Raw genomic sequence first — 19,490 nt, forward strand, 5'->3', positions numbered from 1 at the left:
TTACAAGGGATTTGTCAGGATTAGCAATTGCTTTCATCTTAGAATATCCTGACAATTTTTGTCAAAGCCAATAATTGATGAAGCTTTAACTAAAGGCCTTCCTTATCTTAGAATTCTTATTTTTCAACTATGGAACAAAAACCTTTCATCATTTACAAATCCTCCGCAGGTTCAGGGAAAACTTATACTCTGACTCTGGAATACCTCAAACTTGCCTTGCAAAGTCCCCATGCTTTTAAGCAGATTTTGGCAGTGACTTTCACCAATAAGGCTACTCAGGAAATGAAGGAAAGGATTGTGGAGGAGTTAAAAAGACTCAGGTTTAATGTCAAACCAGATGAGAAGATGGATAGGGAATTGATGAATTCCTTAGAAGTAGATGAGTCTGGGTTGAAGGTCTTAGCTCAGCAGACATTGACAGCGATTTTGCATGATTATGGTCGGTTTTCTGTAAGTACGATAGATAGCTTTTTTCAAAAGGTGGTTCGAGCTTTTGCCAGAGAAATTGATCTAAACGCCAAATTTGATGTGGAATTAGATCAGGATGCGGTTTTGGAGCGAGTGGTGGACCGGGTGGTAATGCTTGTGATGGAAGATGAGTTTCTCCATAAATGGTTGGTTGATTATGCTTATGAACAAATCCAGAATGGAAAATCCTGGGATATTCGGAGGAATATTCGCGGGTTAGGCAAGCAGATTTTTCAAGAGGATTTTAAGAAATACGCTCCTGAGGTCAAGGAATTTTTAAAGGATAAGGAAAACATTACTCTATTACAGTCTTTTGCCAAGGAGCGAAAGAATGAAATAATTGCCATTTCAAAAGAATTAGGCAAACAGGCCGAATTGATCAGAGTCTCAAATGGCTTGGAATGGAAGGATTTCTTCAGAGGCTTTGCAAAAGTGTTTGAGAAATTCGGGGATCGAAACCAGCCTTTGCCAGAACTAACAGCAGCAACTTTAGCTAAAATCGATAATCCTGAGGCTTGGTTTTCTAAATCTAGTAAGAAGAAAGATTCCATTCTAGCGGCCTATGAACAAGGTTTGAATCAGATGTTGCATCAAATTCAAGCTTTAACTTCCAAATGGAATACACTTCAGGCGATTGCTAAAAACACTTATGTGTACGGAGTTTTTAGAAATTTATTAGATGAGCTTTCGCTGATCAAGGATGAGGAAAACATCCTCTTGATTTCGGATTCTAATGAGTTTCTGAAAGAAATAACCAAAGGAAATGACACGCCATTCATTTATGAAAAGGTAGGAAATCAATACAAAAATTACCTGATAGATGAATTTCAGGATACCTCGGGTTTTCAGTGGGATAGTTTCAAGCCATTGTTAGAAAATGCCTTGGGGCAAAATCAGACCAACCTTCTTGTAGGTGACGTGAAGCAATCTATATACCGCTGGAGAGGAGGAGAAATGAAATTGTTGCTTTCTCAAGTGGAAGATGAAATAGGAAAAGAGAGGATAAAGCTTGAAAATTTAGATACAAATTTTCGAAGTCTCCCTACTATCATCCAATTCAATAATGCGATTTTTAAGGCATTACCAAGTGCCTTCGAAGAAGTATTAACTGAGAGCTACGGAGTCCAAAACTCTCAAATCCTTTCTGATGCTTATGCTGATTCTTTTCAAAAAGTTTCTCCTAAAAAAAGTAAATCTGAATTTCAAGGAAAAGTCAAATTAGAGTTCATTGACTCTAAGGAAGAGGAAGTTGAGGGTAATTTTGATGATATCGTTCTTTCTAAATTACCCGAATTAGTCATGGAGCTCCAAGACCATGGGTATGAATTGGAAGACATTGCTTTTTTGGTAAGAAGAAAATCTGAAGGGGAAGCAATAGCGGATACCTTGATGAATTATGGTGCTGCCAACCCTGATTCCGGCTATAGTTTTGATGTGCTTTCTGATGAATCTATGTATTTAAACAAATCAGCTTCTGTTAAAGCCTTGGTTTCAGGATTTAATTATTTGCATAACCCAAGTGACAAGGTACAGTACAAGACCATGTGGTACTATCTCGCTGTGTTGATGGAATTACCAGTAAATCATGAGCTTTTTGCCCTTGAAAAGATTCCAACCGAATTGCAAAGCAAACTAGAAGCATTCCAAGAAAAAGAAAATTTAATGCTTCAGCTTCCTTTAATGGAGGCATTAGAAGAGTTGATTAAGGTACTTGGATTGATGGAGATAGGTTTGGAGTTAGCTTATATTTCAGGATTCAAGGAGGCGGTTTATGATTTTACTGCAAACAACAGAGCGGATTTAAGTGGCTTTTTGGAGTGGTGGGAAACCAATCAGACGAAGCGCACAGTAAAAATTCCTGAGGGGCATAATGCCATGCGTATCCTGACTATACATAAATCAAAAGGCTTACAGTTTAAAGTGGTCCTAATGCCATTTTTGAAGTGGACTATTTTCGATACCGTCAAGGGAAATGTGGTTTGGTCTCCATTTGAAGATCGGGAAAAGGGCCTTTCTGCCATAATTCCATTGACATTAGAAGGTAGCTTGGCAGATTCTGATTTTAGTGATACCTACGCTGAAGAAGCAATCATGGCTTATCTAGATAGCTTGAACATGCTTTATGTGGCTCTCACCCGAGCGGAGGATGTCTTTTATGGTTACGTTCCTTTCAAGGAAAAAATAGGCTCTAAGAATTCTATAGAGATTCAGCTCCAACAATTGATGGACAGTCAGGTAAATATTGATGGAGAAATTAGCTTCTCTTCTCAATTTGACCAAGAGTCAAAAGTTTTTGAGTTTGGGGATTGGCCTGTTAATCAAGTAAAAAAGCTAAAACCAAAAAGACCTCCGGAACTTCGCTGGGCCTATAAGAATTGGTCTGAGGTGCTCACCTTGAAGAAATATGCAGTAGACTTTTCATTGGAAGGTATGGAGCAACGAAAGAAGCAGAAGTTTGGGTTGATCGTACATGAGATTCTGGAGTTATCCGCTAATAAGTCCTCTGCGCTGCAGAATTTGCAGACATTTTATTTTGATGGCAGACTCAATGATGAGGAAAAACAACTCGTCGAAAAGCAATTAGAAACCCTATTCAACAATTCCCTCTTTGCCTCCTGGTTTGATACTGGAGGGATCTTGTTAGCTGAGCAAGGTATTCTTCTTCCTGGAGGTAAGCAGAAAAGGCCAGATAGGATCATTATGAATGATACGGATGCAGTCATTGTGGATTTTAAGACAGGAGAGGCTCATAGTCGATACGCCAATCAAGTCAGAGAATATATGGAGTTGGTTAATAATCTATCTCAAAAGCCAGTAAAAGGCTATATATGCTATTTAGAAACCGGAATTATCGAAGAAATCCATGCATAGTTTTTTAAGAAATACAGCGAAAGAAATTCTTGATTCCGGAGTGGATTTGCAAAAACTTACCGTGGTTTTGCCCAACAGACGAGCAGGATTGTTTTTTACCCAACATCTCGGAAGTTTAATTACTGAGCCCACTTGGATGCCGGAGGTGAAGACCATTGAAGAAATTTTCTATGATTTGGCTGGAAATAGACCTGCTGATGATTTGACTCTGATTTTTGAATTGTTCCGAGTTTATCAAGAACTGAATCCTGATGCGGAAACCTTTGATCGTTTTTATTTCTGGGGTGAAATGATCTTGAAAGATTTTAATGATGTGGATCAGTTTATGGCTAATGCCAGCAAATTGTACCACCACTTGTCCGAAATCAAAGAATTAGAGTCTGATTTAAGCTTTTTGAATGATAGTCAAGTTGAGTTGATTAAGCAATTTTGGTCCTCATTTGAACGGCAGGATAGAGATCATCAGGAGAAGTTTTTAAAATTTTGGCAATTGCTTAATCCACTTTATACTAGCTTTCAGGCTTCGCTTGCCGTGTCTGGATTAGCCTATTCTGGAATGCTTTACAGAAAGGTCGTAGAATCTCTTGATACGATAACACGTCCAGAAAAGACTCATTATTTTATTGGATTTAATGCCTTCACAGGTACTGAAGAAGTCTTAATTAAGCATTACCTAACCGATTTTGATGCCAAGATATTTTGGGATATAGATACATATTATTTAGAAGATAGAGTTCAGGAAGCGGGTTTATTCTTTCGAGACTATCAAAAAGACAAGGTGTTTGGACCTACTTTTCCTAAGGAAACTCCAAGCCATATTGAGGATAGGAAAGCAAGTATTAAAACCTATGCTACTCCTTTGAAAACCAATCAAGCAAATTTGGTCGGTTCAATTTTAGATAAAATTCCTGCTGGAGAAAGGTGGGAAGAAACAGTTGTGATTTTGCCTGATGAGCAAATGCTTTTCCCAGTCTTGCACACCCTCCCAGAGCAAGTTGATAAGGTGAACGTGACCATGGGGTATCCAGTCAAGAATGCTCCTGTTTATTCCTTCTTGGAGGCAGTTTTAGAAATGCAGCGATTTATCAAAGAAGAGGATGGTAAGTTATTATTTTACCATACAGCAGTAAAAAATCTCTTGAGTTCGATTTATTTAAAAAACGAGCAACCGGGTTTTGCAGAGGAGTTGATGGATGAAATGCAGCTTTTAAACCAGATCCATGTTTCAGCAGATAAGCTGCATAAGGGAGGAAAGCTCTACCATATGATCTTTCAAAAATTAGATAACCAATCTTTATTTCCCTACTTGGCCGAATTAATGGAGGCTTTGGCCGAGAGATTGGAAGAGGAACCCCTGCAGCGATCCTATCTCTATCAGTGCTTTAAACAATTGACCAGATTGCGTGAGATATTTGCTGGACAGGATACGCTAAGTATCAATAGAGAGTTTTTTATTAGGCTATTTCGCCAGATTTTTAGAGAGGTGAAATTACCTTTTGAAGGAGAGCCTCTTCAAGGATTACAAATCATGGGGGTACTTGAATCACGTAATTTGGACTTCAAGCGAGTGATTATTTGTAACATGAATGAGGATAGTTTTCCTCCGGCCGCAGGTTTGAACTCCATGATTCCTTTCAATATCCGAAAGGCGTTTGGCTTGCCGGTGCAGGAGCAAAATGATTCAATCTATGCCTATACTTTTTATAGGCTTTTGCATAGTGCTGAGGAGGTACATATGATTTATACCACTGCATCCGATCAAGGAAAAGCGGGTGAAAAGAGCCGATACATTCAGCAAATGGGGGTAGAATTAGGAAGAGAAATAGCCGAAGAAGTGATCTATATTCCCATAGATCAGAAATCTCCAGAAGAGATTACTATCCAAAAGAATAATGAAGTTTTGGGTTTATTGGATAAGTATCTGATTGATGAGCATGGAAGGTCACAAACCTCATTTTCTCCTTCTGCCTTGAGCGTGTTTCTGGACTGTAGATTGAAGTTTTATCTTCAATATTTAGCCAATATTCAAGAGAAGCAGGAAGTGAATGAGGAGATCGACGCTGCTGTTTTTGGGAATCTGGCTCACCTGAGCATGGAAATCCTTTACCAGGACTTTGCCAAAAGAAAGGGTAGGACGCTTTTGGAAAAATCCGATTTTGATGATTTAAGCAAAACTTGGGTATTCCCTGCGATTGAAAAAGCGATTCGTCAATTCTATCATTTGGAGGATGAGACTGATACCAAGCTGAATGGACAAATGGCGATAGCCCGAGATGTTCTCCAGAAATACCTACATCAGATATTAAAAGTAGATAAAGATTCTGCCCCTTTCCGCTTGATTTCTTTGGAGAAAGAAAAGAAGTATACGGCAGGAATAGAGATTGAAACTTCAAAAGGGAAGCAGATAGTTTCCCTGAAGGGTATAATCGATCGCGTGGATGAACATCAGGGCTCTGTACGGCTGATAGACTATAAATCGGGTCAGGACAATAAAAACTTTCCTGATGTGCCCTCACTTTTTGATCGGGATCATAAATCAAGAAACAAAGCTGCGATGCAGACAATGTTTTATGGGCTTATCTACCAGGCTACAAACCCTAGCAATAAGCTTCCTCTCAAACCTGCGATTTTTAATCTAAGGGAGATGTTTAGTGATGATTTCAATCCTTATCTACAAGAGAAAATCCCGTATAAAACTGGAATTGAAGTAGATGATTATAGGAATTACGAGGAAGAATATAGTACTGGGTTGAAGACACTTTTAGGGGATATATATAATCCAGATATACCTTTTGATCAAACCGAAGATTTGAAAAAGTGTGCCTATTGCCCCTACAAGGAAATCTGTGGTAGGTAACTGCTTTGATTTAGCCTTGTAAAGTGATCGATCGGCCTGTTTAATTTAAAACATTAGGCCGGCACGAAACACAAAACTTCTAAATAGGAATTGGTCTTCTGTCAAGGAAGAGTATTCAGGGGGTAGCTGGTCATTTGGAATAGTTGTCGTTCCGAAGGTTGACAGTATTCCATGAAAGCGAGAAAATACCTGCCTTTTATATGCAATACTGAAGGAAAAGGCTGTTTTACCACCCTTGGTAGGTAGGCCTATTCCGAGTGAAGGACTGACCAAAAAACCTCCTTCATACCAAGTTTTGCTCCACTCATTCCTTTCATTTTTCTCCAACCAGGTTAAGCCAGATCCTATATCTAATCCTCCGGTATATTTTATTTTCCCTTCTTTACCTAAAATACTTCTCCATCCCAAAGCCAAGGGGATAATAGATATGTCATCATATTGGTCGAGCCCGGTAGTAAGACCAATCGAATGATTTTCGGTAAATTGAATCCCATTGAAAGTCATGAGGGTGAAATTTATTCGATTTTCATGATTTCCATCCCATAGCTCATCGCTTCGACCATACAAGAAACCTATTTCCGTTTGTCCGAAATATTTTAAGTTCTGAGCCAGGCTTTCCACGCAAAGCATCAAGAAACAGAAAGAAAGAAATTTAGCTTTTAAGGTCATTTGATTCAATACACACCTACAGGGTTGCTTACTTGAATGCAACTCAGTTTTTGCAATTTTGAAGGATTACTATAGTCGAATTGACATACTCCATCGGGTCCTATAACTATCAAAGAATTTGGCCCTGGAATTAAATCCACTGATTTTTCTTTGGTTAAAAACTCCAGTTGGTTGTCATCAATTTCCATTACGTTGCTGACATTAAAGCTTTTCAAGCCATGCGTTCCTTCAGCCACAAAAAGGTAATCACCCGCTAAACCCAATCCGTGTGGATTAAGCATGGTATAAGCTTTCTTAAGCTTAGGGTTATAAAGATCTTTAATATCGATTACCTGCAATTCATTTACACCATTACGGCAATTGTTTCCATTTCTTAGTGTAACAAAAGCAAACTCCTCATTGACTACTACAGGATCACAAGCCTGAACGTGCTCATAAACTGCCATACGAGTAGGGGAGTTTGGTGTGCTAGCATCATAAATATGCATTCCGTTATTTGATCCTATAAATAGCTTGTCTTCAAAAGGAAAAATGGTTTCGATTCCCCAACCTAAATCTATGGGTTTTACGAATTTGGGATCTGCAGCATTTTCCACATCAAACACATGCAAGGTGGATTCATCTACAGCGTATAAATGTTCGTTTGATAAGGTGAATCTAGCCATGGAGCCTCCCGTTCCATAACTCTGTGCAGCAGCTGAAAAATTTGCCGCAAAACTTACATTAATATCCATAAGCCATCCTCTCTCGACTTGCCAAGTAGGATTTTCAGTAGTGATAACCGTATCTTTAAAAGTAGTGATCTGCCCTGTTGCGTGGTTATACATATGCGAAAACACATCTTCCACCCTTTTAATCAATTGGATATTACCAATTTTGCTTATGTCAAAAGCCAATAAATCAACGTAATTATCTGCGTATAATATATCTCCATTAACTGCCATATCCACGTTTCCTTCGATAGGAATAAAACTTAAGTTGACAGGATTGGATGGATTGGAATTGTCTAGGATATGAATTCCTTCAGTAGGTTCATTGATAAATAGGTAATCTCCATAAATGTAGATTTTACCGGTATTATCCAATGGTCTAGCGGGTTCAGAAGTTATCACTCTTGCCCTCACATCACTCATTTCTAAATATACAGGTTGCAAAGTCCTGTAGGTGTAGGTAGATGTGTGTTCGTCATGACAAGATGAAAGGAACAAAACAGAAAGCATGAAAAGTAGGCTTTTCGCGGCGTGGAGAGGTTTCATGATGCGGTGCTTTGGTGAAATAATAAAATATAATCTGAAGACGAATCCCAATAATAATTCGCAACAGGTCTACTAAAAAGTATTTTATAAAGGTGGGAGAATTATCCGATTTCTTTATAATTCATTCAAATAATGCTATCTGGTATTGATTTCTATATTTTTTTCAATTAATAGAAATTCTTCCCTATCTGACTTTGAGACAATAAGGTTTTCTATATGATCTCCTTAGCAACTTTCATGTGAAGCTCGTTCATTTGCATGAGGGCGGCGGAACCATACCACTCTTTCAAATCCATTTTTAAAACTCCCGCTTGGATAGAAGGGTCAGTCTCTGTCAGGGATTTTGCTTCTTCGATCGATTGCACATCGAAGATATACAAGCCTCTTAAGTCCTCATTTCCAAAAAATGGTCCAGCCATGACCAACTTCCCATCTTCTGCCATCCTATTGATATTGGCCATATGGCCTTGCTGAAGTTTACTTCTCTCTTCATCTGAATAATCAGCTACTTTATCTCCCCGGTAAAGAAAGGCAATGACGTACTTCTTCATTCCGTATTGATCAGCTCCGAGTTCCTTAGCTAGTTTTTCATCGTATTCTGATTGAGCCATAGTAGCTACAGATAAGCCTGAGAGGAAGAATAGGGTTACAAGTAATCGTTTCATAACGGGAGGGGTTATCAGTTTAAGATTAAAGCAACAGTATCAGATTTGGTTCTAAGCTTGAGCCATTGAGTGAATTTTTCAGTTTCCTCTTTGCTTGGTTTTGTTGTAAACTCCGCGAATGCCACTAAAAGCGTATCTGTAGATTCACTTTCCAGATCTGTAATCAATGAATTATTTAAAGTGAATTTACGAAGTTTTGGGTGATTGACTTTTGCTTCTTGAGCAATATCATTCCCTAAATATCGAACTTCACCATAATTAGCTACTTCACTTTCCAGCAGGGCAATTCTCATGTCCTTGTCCTGTATGATCTGTTCGTTTCTTTCATAAAGATCTTTTAGAATATCCGATCGAAGTAAATTCATGTCGGTTATTCCAGCGTTATTTTGATTGATTTTGATTTCTGTATTATCCAGACCAAAACTCACTGCCTTTTCCCTGATAGTTGAAATGGTTTCCGGACCTACTTGATCACCTATCAAGTTTACTTGTATTATTTTTTCTTCAGTAGAGTAGGTATAGTTGGTGTTCAGAACCTGAGTTTTTGGGAAAATCATTTCCTGAGACACGAAGGTTTTTGCTTGCTCTTCCCAAATAGATCTTAGGACAATTCCATAGGCCAGGTAAACACTAGGTACTATGGTAATGATAGTAAAAATGGTGATATAGGTTTGAACACGTTTCTCTTTTTTCTGATCCAAAAATTCTCTTTTTGGGAATTTCATAAAGCGAACAATCAGATAAGTGGATAGACTGATGAATACTGAATTGATAAAAAATAAATAAAAAGCACCGATAAAATAGTAAAGATTTAAGGTGGCTAATCCATATCCGGCAGTGCATAGGGGAGGCATCAAAGCAGTTGCAATTGCCACCCCAGGTATGGCATTACTTTTCTCTTTTCGGGAACCTGCAATGATTCCTGCAAGCCCTCCAAATAAGGCAATCAGTACATCCCATATCGTAGGTTCTGTTCTGGCCAAAAGTTCGGATTGAGCATCGTCCAGAGGTGTGAAATTAAAGTAAATTGTTGAGGTTAAAATGGCGATAAAAACCGCCACTCCTAAGTTGCGAAGAGAGCGTTTCAAAAGCTCAAAATCATTGATGCCTGCGGCCATTCCAATCCCCATGATTGGACCCATCAAAGGGGAGATCAGCATGGCTCCAATTACTACTGCTGTGGAGTTAACATTGAGTCCGATGGAGGCCACAAAAATCGCGAAAATTAGAATCCAAAGATTGGCTCCTTTGAACTCCACGTTTTTCTTAATGTAATCGATAGTCGCAAGTTCGTCTTCCTTTCCTTCGTGTAAATCGAACCTATCTTTAAGGTAGAGTAGGCTACGGATAAACTGGTTTCGACTACTTCGTTTTGTTGTTTTTTCCTCCATTTTGGAATTGAATTTTGCACCGGCAAATTAGTGAATTTTATTATTGATAATTTCAATTTCAAAGGATTATGGATGGGATAGGCGTATTATTATATGTTGTTTTTTGGAACAGTATGTGTAGTACAATTCAACAAATCAGGGTAGAAATCATATTAATTCAATAAATTAATTAAAGTATTTCAAATAGCTGATTTATAATTGAATAAGAGTCATTTAGTCTTGTCGTAATTAGTTTAGCCTAATAAATTTAGGTGAATCTAAATAATGCGTATACCTTCCCAATGCCAATTTATTGCTCTCTGGGCGTTATTCGAATTTCAAATTCTTAGAATCAATACGTTAAAAAAAGAAAAGATGGATTTGGTTAAAGATTTGTAGATATTTGTCTTTCGAATTTTTAATAAAATTATATTTTTAATTATGGCAGTTGGCTCGAATTTGAAAGTTGTATCGATTGATGATGACAGGATTCAGCACATTCTTGTAAAGAAGAGAATGCAGATGGTGGATCCTACCATTGAAACCATTTCCTTCGACGAACCTCAAAATGCGCTGGAATGGCTTGCTGAAAATAAGGCTCATTTAATTTTAATGGATTTAAATTTTCCTGAATTATCGGGTTGGGAATTGCTCTTAGAAATTCAAAAAATTACCGAAACTCCTTTGGTGATTTTGACGGGAAATATCAGCCCATTTGAACTTCAAAAAAAAGAAGAATATCCACAGGTAATCCGACTTCTTGAGAAGCCTATTTCGGCTAGCCATATTGAAGAAATAATAAGTCAAATCGTAACCTGAAATACTCGTCAAAGAGAAGTGATTCCTTCTTCAATTAATTTGTTTTTTTGAGCTTGGATTCATCTTTGCTACTATCTTATTCTCGGCATCTCCTTGGAGTCAATTCATATTCGTATTTTACAATCGATATATTTAAAAAGGAACCTTTTTAAGAAAGTAAAGTTTTACTTAGGTTCAGTGGAAATTGATTGTCAATTTTGGGGATCATCTGAGGAAACAAAAGAAATTGCCATTTCAATACATTAATATTCCCTTTCCCAGAATATCTGGGAAGCCTTTGGAGATTTTTATTTAATTTCAAGCGATTAAATTGACTTATGGCTGGAGAAGACAGAAAGCCCTTTATTACTAAAAAAACAGATAAATTTTTTTCAGGACTAGCCAGTGCCTGGAATTTTGTGCGACGATTCTTTAAAGAAGTATTTATCCCCCCGTATGAATTAAAAGAAGTGTTTCACCAATGTTATCGCATCGGTGTAGAATCTCTTCCTTTAATTTCCCTTACTGGATTCATTGTTGGGATTGTATTTACGAATCAATCTCGCCCATCTTTATCTGAGTTTGGAGCTACCTCTTGGTTGCCTTCCTTGATTTCTATTGCCGTTGTTAGAGCAATGGGCCCATTGGTTACGGCATTGATAGCCGCTGGTAAGATGGGATCAAGCATTGGTGCAGAGATTGGTTCTATGAAAGTGACCGAGCAAATAGATGCCATGGAGGTTTCGGCAACCAATCCATTTAAGTTTTTGGTAGTAACCCGAGTATTAGCAACGACCTTTATGATACCCATATTGGTGATGTACACTGATTTTGTAGCCTTAATGGGCTCCTTCCTGAGTGTCAATGCCAATGAGATGGTGAGTATGACGACCTTTTTTGTTCAGGTTTTTGAATCAATTAGCTTCTTAGACATTACTTCCTCAGTTCTCAAATCCCTGTTATTCGGATTTACGATAGGGATTGTAGGTTGCTACAAGGGATATAATTCCTCCAAAGGAACAGAAGGTGTGGGTAGAGCTGCTAATTCAGCTGTAGTTATGGCCATGTTCCTGATATTTATTGAAGAGTTATTGGTGCTTCAAATTGTCAACGCAATAAGAATGATGTAAACCATGGAAGAAAAAGTTGTTGAAATACGCGGTTTAATGAAGTCTTTTGGGGATTTGGATGTACTTAAAGGAGTGGATCTTGATCTTTTTAAGGGAGAAAACCTGGTGGTTTTGGGAAAATCTGGCTCAGGAAAGTCTGTTTTAATCAAAATCATGGTTGGACTCCTGAAGCAAGATGAAGGGACTATGCGAGTTTTAGGAAAGGAAGTTTCTGAATTAAAAACCAAAGCATTAAACGATCTTCGTCTAAAAATTGGTTTTTCATTTCAAAACTCTGCGCTCTACGATAGTATGACTGTCAGAGAAAATATGGAGTTTCCATTGGTAAGGAATGTCAAAAACCTTACTCGTGGTGAAATCACGAAGAAAATAGAGGAGTTGCTTGACAGTGTGGGATTACCTCAGTCAATCAACCAGATGCCATCCGAACTTTCGGGTGGTCAGAAAAAAAGAATTGGAGTGGCGCGTACTTTGATCTTAAATCCAGAGATCATGCTATACGATGAACCTACTGCAGGTTTGGACCCAATCACTTGTATGGATATCAACAACCTGATCAATCAGGTACGAGAACAATATAACACCTCATCTATAGTCATTACCCATGACTTGACATGTGCCAAAGTAACCGGGGATCGGCAGGCAGTATTGCTTGACGGTCAATTTAAATCCGTCGGAAGTTTCGATGAGGTTTTTGCACATGCAGACGATAGAAGAGTTAAATCATTTTACGATTATAATTTCATTGATTCATGAAAGCTGAAAATAAACGCAATGTAATAGTTGGCATTTTTGTATTTGTAGGAATCGCCATCTTGGTAGCCGGAGTGTTGACTTTGGGAGGCCAGCAAAAGAAGTTTGTGAAGGCCATCCATTTAAAAGCTGTCTTTGATGACATTGGAGGATTGCAGGCCGGAAATAATGTATGGTTTTCAGGTGTGAAAATTGGTACAGTTAGAAAAATCAACTTTTATGGAGATTCTCAAGTAGAGATAGAAATGAATGTTGAGGAAGAGGTAGTGGAGTTTATCCGCAAGGATTCTAAAGCTACCATCAGTTCTGATGGTCTTATCGGTAATAAAATCATTGTGATTTATGGAGGTACCACCATGGCACCCCCTGTAGAAGATGGAGACAGATTAGAATCCGTGATGCCATTGGATACAGATCAAATGATGGAAACACTTCAAGTGAATAATGAGAATTTGGTGGAAATCACCAATGATCTAAAGGATTTGATTGGCAAGCTTGCAAATGGTGAAGGCATAGTAGGAGCAGTGCTAACAGATTCTACCTTGTCAGATAATTTCAAAATTATCGTGGCCAACTTGAAGCAGACTTCAGAAAATAGCAACAGAATGCTCGCTGAGATGAATACCTTCACTCAGAAGCTAAATAAAGAAGGCAATCTCTTCAACGATTTAGTGACAGATACTACCATGGCTGTAGAGATCAGAGATGCCATGGGAAGTTTGAAAGCTGCTGCTGAAAACTCAGAACAGATGACAGAAGAGCTTAAAGTTATTACTGATAAATTCAACTCTCAGGATAATTCTATTGGTGTTTTGCTCAATGATGAGGAGTTTGCGAATAACTTAAAGCAAACGATGATCAATACTGATTCTGCTACCTATAACTTAAATCGCGGATTGGAAGCTTTGGAATACACCTGGCCTTTCAAAAAAGGATTTAAGAGAAAAGCGAAAGCTGAGGAAGCAGCGAAAGAAAATAACTAAAATTAAAACCCATGAAAATGGGTTTTTTTTATGCCTTTTAAATTCCCAACAATCCGTTCTTGATTTTCTCGTTTGCTTCTTTCTTATCCTCTCCATCCACATCGAGGGATTCAGTTGTATTCTGAGAAGTGATAACCGCTTTCATACTGATAGGGAAGTGATCTGAATTGATGGAGGGCATTACTTTTAATTCGGTCAAACCAAATTGCTTGCTAAGGAATACATGATCCAAAGGCCATCTAAACAAAGGGATTTTAGCGTTATAAGTACTGAAAAGACCTCTACCTCTTCTTGGGTCAGACATTTCAGAGACTTTTAAAAACAATTCCGTCGTATAACTCCATGCCACATCATTGAGGTCTCCTATTACCAAAGAAGGGTTTTTATTTGCTTTTGCTTTCTTGCCTACAATCAAAATTTCGGCATCCCGTTCTGTACTTTTTGGGTTTTCATTTGGAACAGGTGGGGTTGGGTGAATGGCATAAACCGTGATGATTTTGCCACTTTTTAATTTGAGTTCTAATTCAATCGAAGGGATTTCATCGTCAATCAGGTATTCAATTTTTTGAGAAACAATTTCCAATCGAGTGTATAAAAGCATTCCATATGTATTATCAAGAGGGATGAGGATTTTGTTTTCATATTCTTCTTCAATTTTACTGATTCCATCTTTCCATTTTTGATCAGTTTCTACCAAAAAAACTAAGTCTGGACTCGTTTTAAGCACTAAATCCACCAGCTTGTCATAGCTTTTATTAAACTGATACACGTTACTGACCATCAGATGAATCCCATTTTCTTGATCAAATGGGACAGTTTCGATCATTTTCTTTCCGATAGGACTAAAAGTCTTTACTTGTTGAAAAAGGTGAACTGCTGCTAAAAGGAGTAGAAATAACCATGTCCATTTTTCAGAATTCTGGATTTCCAAAGGCAAGGCAAGCCATGCGGTGATACAAATAACTATAAGAACTAATTTCTGTAGTTGCGGGTAATCAAAAATTCTTATCCACCAATAATCCCATTTGATGAAAGGAATGAGTGTAGCGATGATTAGAAAGGCACTTGCGAACCTCAAAATTAAAACAGGCATGGGCTTTGGCTTTATTAGCTCAGTATAAAGAAGTAGGAAGTTAAGAAACCAAATTAAACAATGCGCAAATAGAAGCTATTTAAGGAATTCTATCTTTTGTATTTTGGTTATTACTTCGAAAGCTTCTCATTTTAACGAAATAACTTTTATCATGAACCAAGACCCATACCAAATCAAATCAAGTTTAAAAACCGAATCAGGTAATTATGATTTTTGGAGTCTAGAAAAGCTTCAAAATGCCGGACACGATATTAAAAAGTTGCCTTTTTCTATTCGGATTTTATTAGAAAACGCCCTCAGGAATTATGATAATTTTTCCATTACTGAGGAACACTTGAAGACTATTTTAAATTGGAAACCTGAGCCATCAGACGCAGATATTCCCTATAAACCTGCCAGGGTTTTGATGCAGGATTTTACAGGAGTCCCTGCGGTAGTGGACATTGCTTCTTTACGTTCGGAAGCTCAAAGAAAAGGAAAAAATCCAGAGCAAATCAATCCTTTGATTCCGGTGGATTTAGTGATTGACCACTCTGTTCAGGTGGATTATTTTGGTACCAATTACAGTTACCAAAGAAACGTGGAAGTGGAATATGAGCGGAATTCAGAACGATATCAATTTTTAAAATGGGCGCAAAAATCCTTTGATAATTTTTCTGTCGTTCCTCCGGGAATGGGGATTTGTCATCAGGTAAACCTCGAATACTTGGCGCAGGGCGTGATTTTACGAGACGGTAAGGTCTTTCCTGATACATTGGTAGGAACAGATTCTCACACCCCAATGGTCAATGGAATTGGCGTAGTGGGCTGGGGAGTAGGAGGGATCGAAGCAGAAGCAGCGCTTTTGGGACAGCCAATATTTTTCATAATGCCAGAAGTAGTAGGCCTTAAATTGACTGGAAAATTACCAGCTGGTACCACAGCAACGGATATGGTTTTAACTATTACTGAATTGCTGAGAAATCATGGGGTAGTAGGGAAGTTTGTAGAAGTTTTCGGTCCTGGACTGGATCATTTGACCGTGCCGGATCGAGCGACAATTTCTAATATGTCACCTGAGTTTGGTTGTACGGTTTCCTATTTCCCAATTGATGATCGCACCTTGGATTACATGGGTAAAACCAATCGAAGTAAGGAGCAAATTCAATTGGTAGAAGATTATTGTAAAGCCAATATGTTGTGGAGGCAAGAAGAGGAATTGATCCAATATTCCTCCTTGGTTGAGCTGGATCTAGGAACTGTTGAAGCCACTGTTTCTGGACCAAAAAGGCCACAAGACAAAATCTTGGTAAGGAACTTCAAACCAAAATTTGAAGAGTTGCTGAAGTCTGTACATGGTAGAGATTACATTCCAATGGACCGCCGTGAGGTAGGGAGAATGTTGGCAGAAGGTGGAGGACAATCCGCAAATGATGCAAAAGATTCCCCACAAGATGTGGCTTATAAAACTGAGGTGAAAAATGGTTTGAAATCTGTAACGGTTGATTTAAACTATGAAAAATTCAAGCTTCATGATGGTTCTATAGTCATAGCTGCAATTACCTCCTGTACTAATACCTCTAACCCAGCAGTGATGCTTGGAGCAGGTTTGGTTGCTAGAAAGGCGATTGAAAAGGGTTTGGATGTAAAACCTTGGGTAAAGACCTCTCTGGCTCCCGGATCCAAAGTAGTGACCGATTATCTGGAGAAAGCAGGTTTGTTGGATGAATTAGAAGCACTGAAGTTTCATACTGTTGGCTATGGCTGTACTTCCTGCATAGGTAACTCAGGGCCTCTTCCACCTCATATTGCCAAGGCAGTAGAGGAAAATGATTTGGTCGTTGCATCCGTGCTATCTGGAAATAGAAACTTCGAAGCGAGAGTTCACCCACAGGTGAAAATGAATTACTTAATGTCCCCCATGCTAGTGGTCGTCTATGCTTTGGCAGGAAGGGTTGACGTCGATTTATACAACGAACCCTTGGGTTATGATCCTAATCAGGAACCCGTTTACTTAAAAGATATCTGGCCAAGTACTGCGGAGATTGATGAGATCTCTAGACAGGTATTGACTCCGGATGATTATAAGAAAAATTACGGCGAAATCTTTGAAGGAAATGAAATCTGGCAGAATTTGGAATCAGGAAAAGGAGCTATTTACCCTTGGGATGATGCCAGTACCTATATTAAAGAAGCTCCGTTTTTTAAGGGGATTTCAATGGACATCGAAGAGCCAAAAGATATCAGGCAAGCTAGAGTTCTCTTGAAATTAGGTGATTCTATTACCACAGATCATATCTCACCAGCGGGCTCATTCAAAACCGACACACCTGCTGGAAAATATTTAGTAGGACGAGGTGTACAGCGTCCGGATTTCAATTCTTATGGCTCCAGAAGAGGAAATGATGAGGTGATGGTTCGAGGTACTTTTGCCAATGTCAGAATCAAAAATCAACTGGCAATTCAGGAAGGTGGTTTTACCAAATATATTCCTGAGGATGAGGAAATGTCTGTCTTCGAGGCTTCTGAGAAATATCAAGCGGCCAATACCCCATTGATAGTCTTGGCGGGTAAAGAATATGGTTCAGGTTCTTCCAGAGATTGGGCAGCCAAAGGAACTAATTTACTTGGAATAAAAGCTGTGATTGCTGAAAGTTATGAGCGAATCCACAGAAGTAATTTGGTGGGAATGGGAGTTTTACCATTGCAGTTTGTTGCCGGAGAAAGCGCAGATAGTTTAGGTTTGACTGGATTGGAAAGCTTTACGATTTTGGGAATTGAAAATGGGTTAAAGCCAGGTCAGCTATTCGATGCAAAAGCAGTGGATAAGGATGGAAAAGAGATTGATTTCAAGGTGAAGTCAAGATTGGACTCCGATGTAGAAATCGCCTATTACAAGCATGGAGGTATTTTGAACTATGTATTGAGGAATTTCTTAAAGGATTGATTTACCATTTACTCTTAAAAACCAATAAAACCCGTCAGAAATGGCGGGTTTTGTTGGTTTAGCTAAGTTTGAATCGAATTAGGACTCTTACCAAGGAAGTTGTTTTATTTCCATAGATGTCAATAGGCGCAATGAAACTTGGATTAAAAGCTTTCATAACTCTTATAGCTTCATTTATTAATGGTTTGTAAAGTTCGTCCTTATTAAGACAAGATATCTCTGAAACTTCCCCTTCTTCATTGATGTCTAGCTTAAGCAATACAGTGCCCATTTCTTTCCGATATCTTGCTTGCTGAGGATACCTTAAGTTTTGAGCTAGAAATGAATTATAGTCTCTCATTTCATAATTTGTTTGGAGTACCATCGGGTTTTTCTCACTTTGAAGTATAGGTGACTCTTCGTCACCCAAGTAAAAGGAATACGAACCTCCTGCCATATATTCCAAACGAGAAACAACAACTTCTCCTTCCAAAAAAAACCTTACAAAACTTCCATTATCCACATTTTTAATTTCACTTGAAATCAAGTTCTGCAGCGTGTCATACTTGGAAATGATCGCTTCATTATATCCCAACTCCTCGTTGTATTTCTCTTTGGTCTGGCTAAATAGACGGTTATTAAGATCGTAAATCTTAGAAATGGATGAGCTGTCTTTTCCGGTCGTTATTATCTGATTGTATTTGTGTGTACCAAAGCTCTCATTAAGAATTGGCTTCATTCCTCCGTCTAATTTGATGATTACCCTTTCTTGGGCATTAAGAGAAATACTATAAAGGCAAATAAAAAGTAAGGTGATAAATGAAATTCTTACGGGCATTTTCTTCTTTCAACTAAATTTATTTGAAATTAATAAATGCTCTAAAAAATAATAGTTGATTCTTAATAAAAATAGAATCCCACAGGTAAATAGAGCCAGGATTCGATGGTTTCACCATTGAAATTAATGGCTGGTGAATAGTTGCCCTTAAATAGATTGCCAATTCTGAGGGCTTCCTCTCTCAAAATATCGGGGGTTTGATAAGGGTTCGCCACTTCAACTTTAGTCCTCTGGCCATTTTCATCAATTAAAAACGCCAGGACCACTGTTCCTTCCAATCCTTTTTTTTGAGCTTCAGAAAGGAATTTTCTTTCACCCATTACAAATTTTTTCCATTCCCGATCATTGGGAAATAGGGCAGGTTTGAAGTCATTTCTCTTGGATTTATACTGATTGGAACTGGACTTTCTCCAAATCTCAAAATGATCATTTCCCTTATCGATCACATGCGCGACTTGGATGCCATTTTCATAATAATAGGTGAGCCTTTTGCCACTGCCTTCCATTTCCTCGCTTCTTCTGATAAGATTCCCTTTTTCATCAAAAACATCTATCACTTCCTCAAATCTACCGCTTTGCGGGTGGGTTATGGTCTGAATAGTTTTAATGACGTGATTTTTGGGGTCTGTGATCTGCGAAAATGTGCTACCATCCTCATTGATACTTTTGATTTCATTGTACTGGATGGATTGGGGAAATTTTGGGTCGGCTTCAAAAAAATGCTTGTTTAATGGAGTTGCCTCAAAGCCTTGGGCTTTTAACAAGATGTTGGGGATAACAAATAGAAAAAAGATTTTAATAAATCTCAGGAAATTCATTGATTACAGCTGCTGT

Annotated in this window: 14 protein-coding genes; 7 read left to right on the plus strand and 7 right to left on the minus strand. The window is 38.3% G+C overall.

All coding sequences use genetic code 11. The features are described from left to right. Window positions 1-129: 129 nt before the first annotated feature. Both ALPR1_RS07780 and ALPR1_RS07785 read left to right on the plus strand, forming a co-directional pair. The gene (locus ALPR1_RS07780) at window positions 130-3,339 is read left to right on the plus strand and encodes a UvrD-helicase domain-containing protein (protein ID WP_008199743.1); all 3,210 of its coding nucleotides are present in this window, start codon (window positions 130-132) and stop codon (window positions 3,337-3,339) included. Continuing rightward, a complete protein-coding gene (locus ALPR1_RS07785) occupies window positions 3,332-6,196 on the plus strand; it encodes a PD-(D/E)XK nuclease family protein (protein WP_008199745.1) in 2,865 nt (954 codons plus the stop codon). The genes ALPR1_RS07780 and ALPR1_RS07785 overlap by 8 nt, the downstream gene beginning before the upstream one ends. Before the next feature lie 45 nt (window positions 6,197-6,241). Here the strand turns inward: ALPR1_RS07785 and ALPR1_RS07790 are convergent, their stop codons facing one another. From ALPR1_RS07790 to ALPR1_RS07805, 4 genes are all read right to left on the minus strand, one after another. Then, the gene (locus tag ALPR1_RS07790; RefSeq protein WP_040302642.1) at window positions 6,242-6,865 is read right to left on the minus strand and encodes a hypothetical protein; all 624 of its coding nucleotides are present in this window, start codon (window positions 6,863-6,865) and stop codon (window positions 6,242-6,244) included. A gap of 5 nt (window positions 6,866-6,870) precedes the next feature. Then, entirely contained in the window at window positions 6,871-8,121 is a 1,251-nt protein-coding gene (locus ALPR1_RS07795; RefSeq protein ID WP_040302644.1) for an LVIVD repeat-containing protein, read from the minus strand. A gap of 212 nt (window positions 8,122-8,333) precedes the next feature. Next, entirely contained in the window at window positions 8,334-8,786 is a 453-nt protein-coding gene (locus ALPR1_RS07800) for a YciI family protein (protein WP_008199749.1), read from the minus strand. A 14-nt stretch (window positions 8,787-8,800) separates the two neighbouring features. Further along, window positions 8,801-10,177, minus strand: a complete 1,377-nt coding sequence (locus tag ALPR1_RS07805; protein WP_008199751.1) for a TIGR00341 family protein — start codon at window positions 10,175-10,177, stop codon at window positions 8,801-8,803. A 420-nt stretch (window positions 10,178-10,597) separates the two neighbouring features. Here ALPR1_RS07805 and ALPR1_RS07810 point away from each other — a divergent pair, with 420 nt between their 5' ends. From ALPR1_RS07810 to ALPR1_RS07825, 4 genes are all read left to right on the plus strand, one after another. Continuing rightward, window positions 10,598-10,975, plus strand: coding sequence for a response regulator (locus tag ALPR1_RS07810; RefSeq protein WP_008199753.1), 378 nt, complete (start codon window positions 10,598-10,600; stop codon window positions 10,973-10,975). A 317-nt stretch (window positions 10,976-11,292) separates the two neighbouring features. Continuing rightward, complete coding sequence (locus ALPR1_RS07815) at window positions 11,293-12,084, plus strand: MlaE family ABC transporter permease (protein ID WP_008199754.1); 792 nt, start codon at window positions 11,293-11,295, stop codon at window positions 12,082-12,084. A 3-nt stretch (window positions 12,085-12,087) separates the two neighbouring features. Then, entirely contained in the window at window positions 12,088-12,840 is a 753-nt protein-coding gene (locus ALPR1_RS07820) for an ABC transporter ATP-binding protein (protein ID WP_008199755.1), read from the plus strand. Beyond that, entirely contained in the window at window positions 12,837-13,820 is a 984-nt protein-coding gene (locus tag ALPR1_RS07825) for an MlaD family protein (RefSeq protein ID WP_008199756.1), read from the plus strand. Before ALPR1_RS07820 ends, ALPR1_RS07825 begins: the two co-directional genes overlap by 4 nt. A 37-nt stretch (window positions 13,821-13,857) precedes the next feature. On the opposite strand, the gene ALPR1_RS07830 is transcribed toward ALPR1_RS07825, so the two are convergent. Next, a complete protein-coding gene (locus tag ALPR1_RS07830) occupies window positions 13,858-14,913 on the minus strand; it encodes an endonuclease/exonuclease/phosphatase family protein (protein ID WP_008199757.1) in 1,056 nt (351 codons plus the stop codon). 151 nt (window positions 14,914-15,064) lie between these two features. On the opposite strand from ALPR1_RS07830, the gene acnA reads away from it, so the two are divergent. Continuing rightward, window positions 15,065-17,839 (plus strand): aconitate hydratase AcnA, encoded by a 2,775-nt coding sequence (acnA, locus tag ALPR1_RS07835; RefSeq protein WP_008199758.1) that lies wholly within the window; start codon window positions 15,065-15,067, stop codon window positions 17,837-17,839. Window positions 17,840-17,897: 58 nt separating this feature from the next. Here acnA and ALPR1_RS07840 read toward each other — a convergent pair whose 3' ends face one another. Together ALPR1_RS07840 and ALPR1_RS07845 are read right to left on the minus strand one after the other, a co-directional pair. After that, a complete protein-coding gene (locus ALPR1_RS07840; protein WP_008199759.1) occupies window positions 17,898-18,656 on the minus strand; it encodes a TonB family protein in 759 nt (252 codons plus the stop codon). Window positions 18,657-18,718: 62 nt separating this feature from the next. Then, window positions 18,719-19,420 (minus strand): energy transducer TonB, encoded by a 702-nt coding sequence (locus tag ALPR1_RS07845; protein WP_008199760.1) that lies wholly within the window; start codon window positions 19,418-19,420, stop codon window positions 18,719-18,721. Window positions 19,421-19,490 lie beyond the last annotated feature (70 nt).

The sequence above is a fragment of the Algoriphagus machipongonensis genome (genome assembly GCF_000166275.1).
Classification (GTDB): Bacteria; Bacteroidota; Bacteroidia; order Cytophagales; family Cyclobacteriaceae; genus Algoriphagus; species Algoriphagus machipongonensis.